4 protein-coding genes are annotated in these 4,978 nt (G+C 60.0%); all 4 read right to left on the reverse strand.

Features of this window, described 5'->3' with window-relative positions; all coding sequences use genetic code 11:
- Positions 1 to 379: 379 nt before the first annotated feature.
- Positions 380 to 1,447 (reverse strand): ABC transporter ATP-binding protein, encoded by a 1,068-nt coding sequence (locus HX855_RS18415; protein ID WP_177089961.1) that lies wholly within the window; start codon positions 1,445 to 1,447, stop codon positions 380 to 382.
- A gap of 5 nt (positions 1,448 to 1,452) precedes the next feature.
- On the reverse strand, positions 1,453 to 2,244 hold the full coding sequence (locus HX855_RS18420) for an ABC transporter permease (protein ID WP_177089960.1): 792 nt from the start codon (positions 2,242 to 2,244) through the stop codon (positions 1,453 to 1,455).
- A gap of 28 nt (positions 2,245 to 2,272) precedes the next feature.
- Positions 2,273 to 3,208, reverse strand: a complete 936-nt coding sequence (locus tag HX855_RS18425) for an ABC transporter permease (protein ID WP_177089959.1) — start codon at positions 3,206 to 3,208, stop codon at positions 2,273 to 2,275.
- Between the two features lie 109 nt (positions 3,209 to 3,317).
- Positions 3,318 to 4,478 carry a PotD/PotF family extracellular solute-binding protein gene (locus HX855_RS18430; protein WP_177089958.1) on the reverse strand — a complete coding sequence of 387 codons (1,161 nt, stop codon included), beginning with the start codon at positions 4,476 to 4,478 and terminating at the stop codon, positions 3,318 to 3,320.
- Between the last annotated feature and the right edge of the window lie 500 nt (positions 4,479 to 4,978).

A 4,978-nucleotide genomic window follows, 5' to 3' on the forward strand; every position in this document is an offset into this window, starting at 1 on the left:
CATTTGGACCGTGCCCGCTTTGGCTTTTGATCTGGCTTTTGCTTCTACACACTCAAGCCGGCCGGCAGTCCGCTGTGCTGAGCGAGTAAATCCCATCCGCCGCCTTCTCACCCATCATGATCGCCAACGCATGGGTAGTGCTCACACACACACACCGTCGGCGCAATCAAGTTATCAACCACCCGTAACCCCTCAATCCCATGCACCGCCAGCGTGCTGTCCATCACGGCCCGGCACACCCGACTCCGGCCACGATGTAATCCGTCATTACTATTCCTCCGGGCAAAAAAAACGCCGGACCAGGCTCCCGTGAAAGAGCGCATGATCCAGCGTAAAAATGAACCTCGGCTGCTTCAGCCAGGCCCCATGTTCAACCCATTCACGCCGGGATCACCACAAAGCTTTCCGGTTTGCAGGTCAGTGCTACGTTTGTGCCCGGCGGCAGTGCGTGGCTGCCGGGTGTGGGCAGTTGCTGGCATTTGAGGTCGAGTGTGCCGCCGGCCACTTCCACGCGGTAGATCACGCGGTTGCCGATAAACGATGTGTCCTTGACCTTGCCGGCAAACGCGCCGTCGGCCAGTGTGGCGCCCAGTGCGGGCTCAAGGCCGATGGTTTCAGGGCGGATCGACACATTCACCGGGCCCGCACCCACGCCGCTTTTAGCGGTGTGGGCATACCGCCCAAATGGCAGCTCGACCACGCCACTCACCCCATAGGTGCCATTGACGATGTTGGTGTCGCCGAAGAACTTGGCAGCGAACAAGGTGCGCGGCGACCAATACATTTCCTGCGGCCCGCCGATCTGCTCGATGCCGCCCTTGTTCAACAGCACCACACGGTCCGACAAAATCATCGCTTCGTCCTGGTCATGGGTCACGTACACAAAGGTGGTGGAGGTCTCTTCGTGAATGCGCTTGATCTCGTTGAGCATGTGGTGACGAATTTTCAGGTCCAGGGCCGCCAGCGGTTCGTCCAGCAGTAAAACCGCCGGGCGATTCACCAGGGCGCGGGCCAGGGCTACGCGTTGTGCTTGCCCGCCACTGAGCTCGGAGATCCAGCGGCTCTTGAAGCTTTCCAGTTGTACCAACTCCAGCGCCTTGTTCACTTCACGCTTGATCTCATCCTTGGGCTTTTTCTTCAGGCGCAACCCGAAGGCCACGTTGTCGAACACGTCCAGGTGGGGGAACAGCGCGTACTTCTGGAACACCATGTTCACCGGGCGGTGTTCAGGCGCCAGGGCGGTGGAGTCCTTGCCGTCGATCATCACCTTGCCGGTGGTGGGCTCTTCAAAGCCGGCAATGATGCGCATGAGGGTGGTCTTGCCGCAGCCGCTGGGGCCGAGCAGGGTCAGGATCTCGTTGCGTTTTACCGTGAGGTCGACTTTGCCCAGGGCGGTGAGGTTGCCGTAGCTCTTGGAAATTCCGGTCAGTTCAATACTGTTGGTCATGGTGATTACTCTGCAGTTTCAGCACGTTCAAGTTCCAGGCGGCGACGACGCAAGGTCATGACCAGGCCGGCGATGGCGATGATGGCGATGGTCACCACCAGCATGAATACCGAGGCGGCATTGATGGTGGGGCTGACGGCGCGGCGCATCATCGAAAGAATCATGAGGGGCAGCGTGGTGTCGCTGCCGGTGACGAACACGGTGATCAGGAACTCGTCCATCGACAGCGCTACCGCGAGGATCGCGGCACCGGCGATGGTCGGGCCGATGATGGGCAACGTCACCAGCCAGAACGCCTTGAGGGGCGAGGCGCCAAGGTCACGCGCCGCTTCTTCGAACGACAGGTCGAAATACTCCAGGCGCGAGCGCACCGACTCCACAAAGAACGGAAAGGTGAACAGCGTATGGCCGATGATCACCGTCAGCAGCGAGCGGGGCAGGCCGATCAGGGAGAAGAAAATCACCAGGGCGATCCCGAGGAACAACCCAGGCAAGGCGATGGGGGCGAAGTTCATGAACGCGAACACCGCCTTCACCCGGCCTTTCATGCGCATCAGCGCCAGGGCCGAGAACGTACCCAGCAAGGTAGTGAGAATCGCCGAACCGGCGGCGACGATGGCGCTGTTGGTCAGGGCCGTCATAAAGTCCGAGCTGCTGAACAACGCCTCGTACCAGCGCGTGGAAAAACCCTCGAACGGGAACGACAACGAGGCGGACGAGTGAAAGCTGAACAGCGCGATAATCGCGATGGGCGCGTAGAGGAACAGCATGTAGATGTAAGTGAATAACCGGATCATGGCGAGTTACCTTTTTTATGGGCGGTATTCAGTCGTGGTAACGCTTGCCGGGTGCCAGGTTGGCGGCGCGCAACACCCCCAGCAGCAACGCGTACACCAGCATGAACACGATCAACAGCAGATAGGCCATCGCTGCCCCCAGTGGCCAGTTACCCACCGAACGGAACTGGTTGGCGATCACCAGCCCGGTGGTCATGGCATCCCGGCCGCCGAGCAGTTGCGGGGTCACGTAGTCGCTGGCGGCCAGCACGAAGGTGAACATGAACGAACTGACGATGCTCTTGTGGGCCATGGGCATGATCACCCGCCACAGGATGGTGACGCCGCCGGCGCCCAGGTCGGCGGCCGCTTCCAGGTAGTCCTTCTTGATGTCCCGCAACCCCGACACCAGCAGCAACAGAGTGAAGGGCAGCATGATGTGCACCAGGGTCAGCACCACCGCGAACTTGCTGAACACCAACCATTCCAGCGGCTGGTCGATCAGGCCGAAGTGCAGCAGGGTGGAGTTGATCACGCCGTTGGTGCCCAGGATCGAGCGCCATGCGTAGACCCGTACCAGGTAGCTGGAAAACCACGACACCAGTGCCAGGTACAGCACGGCGTTGGAGCGCGTGCGGTACACGATGTAATAGGCCACCGGCGCACTGATCACGGTGGAGAGCAGGGCGGTCCAGAAACCGTTCTGCAGGGCGATCCACAGCGAGTCATAAAACCCGCTGGCGCTCAATGCCTTGGCATAGTTGGCCAGGGTGGCGGCGGGTTCCATGCTGAAGGTCTTGGCGGTCCAGAAGCTGGCAACCAGCAGCAGTACTGACGGGATCAGAAAAAACACCACCAGAAACAGCAACGGCGGGGATGCCAGCCAATACCCGCTGAGGGTTTTCTTGTCGATCTTCACGTGTTTGCCGACCCTTGAATCCCGGTCGTCCAGGGGCATGGACTCGGTGTTGTTGACTACGGTCATGATGAGGTTGCCTTTACGGTTTTTCTTCGAGAGTCAGGGCGCTTTGGCCCGTGGGGCGAGGGTTTGCGAACCCCGCCCCCCGGTTGCCTGCACCAGCGTGCCAAGCGCTCTAGAACGAGCCTTTGAAGTTCGCCCACTGATCGATCCATTCAGCATAGGTCACATACTGTTCGGAGCTCAGGGGCGGCTGGCCATAGAGTTTGGATTTCTCGAAGAAGCTGTCCAGGTGCCCGTAGTCGAAGGTGTTTCTCAGGTCCTCGGGCAGCAGGGGCACGGCCTTGGGGTTGACCACGCCGGAGAACATGGTGGTCGCCATCTTGGCCTGGGTTTCGGGTTCAAGGGTCTTGTTGATGAACTCCAGGGCCAGGGGAATATCCTTCGCGGTTTTCGGGATGAACAGCGCATCGCACCAGAGAGCCGCACCTTCGGTGGGCACCGAGAGGGCGGTGGTCACGCCACGCTTGGTGGTTTCGCTCGGGGTGTTGGCGGAGGCCGAGAACACCGCGTCCACTTCACCCGACACCAACAGCGACACCGCATCACCCGAAGAGGCGGCAAACACCCGGCACTGATCACGGTATGGCTTGAGTTTTTCGAAGGCGTCGTTAAATTCGTCGCGGGTCAGGTTGGGGTATTTGTCGCCGTAGCCGGCAATAATCGCGATCAGCGACCAGTTCGAGGTGCCGTCATCGACGAACGTCAGCCGGCCCTTGAGTTTCGGGTCCAGCAGGTCGGTGTATTGGGTAGGTTTTTTGACGTTCTTTGGGTTGTAGACAATCGTGTTCATGCCCCACAGCAACGGGATGCCCCATTGCTTGCCGTCCCAGTACCAGCGGCTGCCCTTGTAGAACAACGGCAGGGTATTGTCGGCGGAATAGTTGGGGATCTTCGAGGTGTCGATGGCCTTGAGCAGGCCCATTTCCTGGTAGATTTTCTCGTAGCCCAGGGCGTACATGGTCAGGTCGAGTTGCACCGGATCGGAGCCCGCCAGCCGCGCAGTGATGTCGTCCTGGTTGCTGGCATAGCTGGAGCGCACGGTGACGTTGCGCTGCTTGCGCCAGTCGGCGAGTTCGGCGTCGCCGGTTTCACCTTCCCAGCCGAGGATTTCCAGGTGCCCGGTGGTGGCGGCGAATGCGCTGGGTACGAACGAGCCGAGGTACAAGCCTGCGGCAGAGGCGGCTGCGCCCAGCAGAAACGAGCGCCGTTTCAAGCTGAGGGAATTGAAGTCAATGCCGGTCAAACCATAACCCGTCTCTATTTCTTTTTTCATTTCGAGTTCCTGCCTGGGGGGTGGGTGCACATGTTGAGCGACTTGCAAGGCGTGGGCCCGGCGGGGTTGCCGGGTGCGTCCTTTTGTATGCAGTCAGTTGGATCGGCAGTGTTATGGCCAGCATTGACTCCATGCTGCTGGGGAGGGGGGTAAGGCCTCCACTGTTCCGATTGACTCTTCCTTGGCTGGGCGACGCACGCTTTTTCCGGGCGGTATGGAGTTGCAGGCCTGAAGCGGTGCGCCCAGCGCTTGATAGGCTCGGCTTGTTGTTTTCATGGGATGAGTATTGAGCCGGGAGGTGGGGGGGCTCAATTTCGCAGGGGGGCTAAAAGCGACGCACTCTGACGCATTGGAGTGACCTAAGCGGCGCAGGGGGGCTTGGGGTTTTTGGGTGTATATCCATTGCTGCGGTAACGGCCACCTAGGGTTCCGCTCTTACAGCGGGTCACTTTTGGCAAACGCCCCAAAAGTAACCAAAAGGTCTTTGCCCCACCACTCGG

The organism is Pseudomonas sp. IPO3778 (genome assembly GCF_013386825.1).
GTDB lineage: Bacteria > Pseudomonadota > Gammaproteobacteria > Pseudomonadales > Pseudomonadaceae > Aquipseudomonas.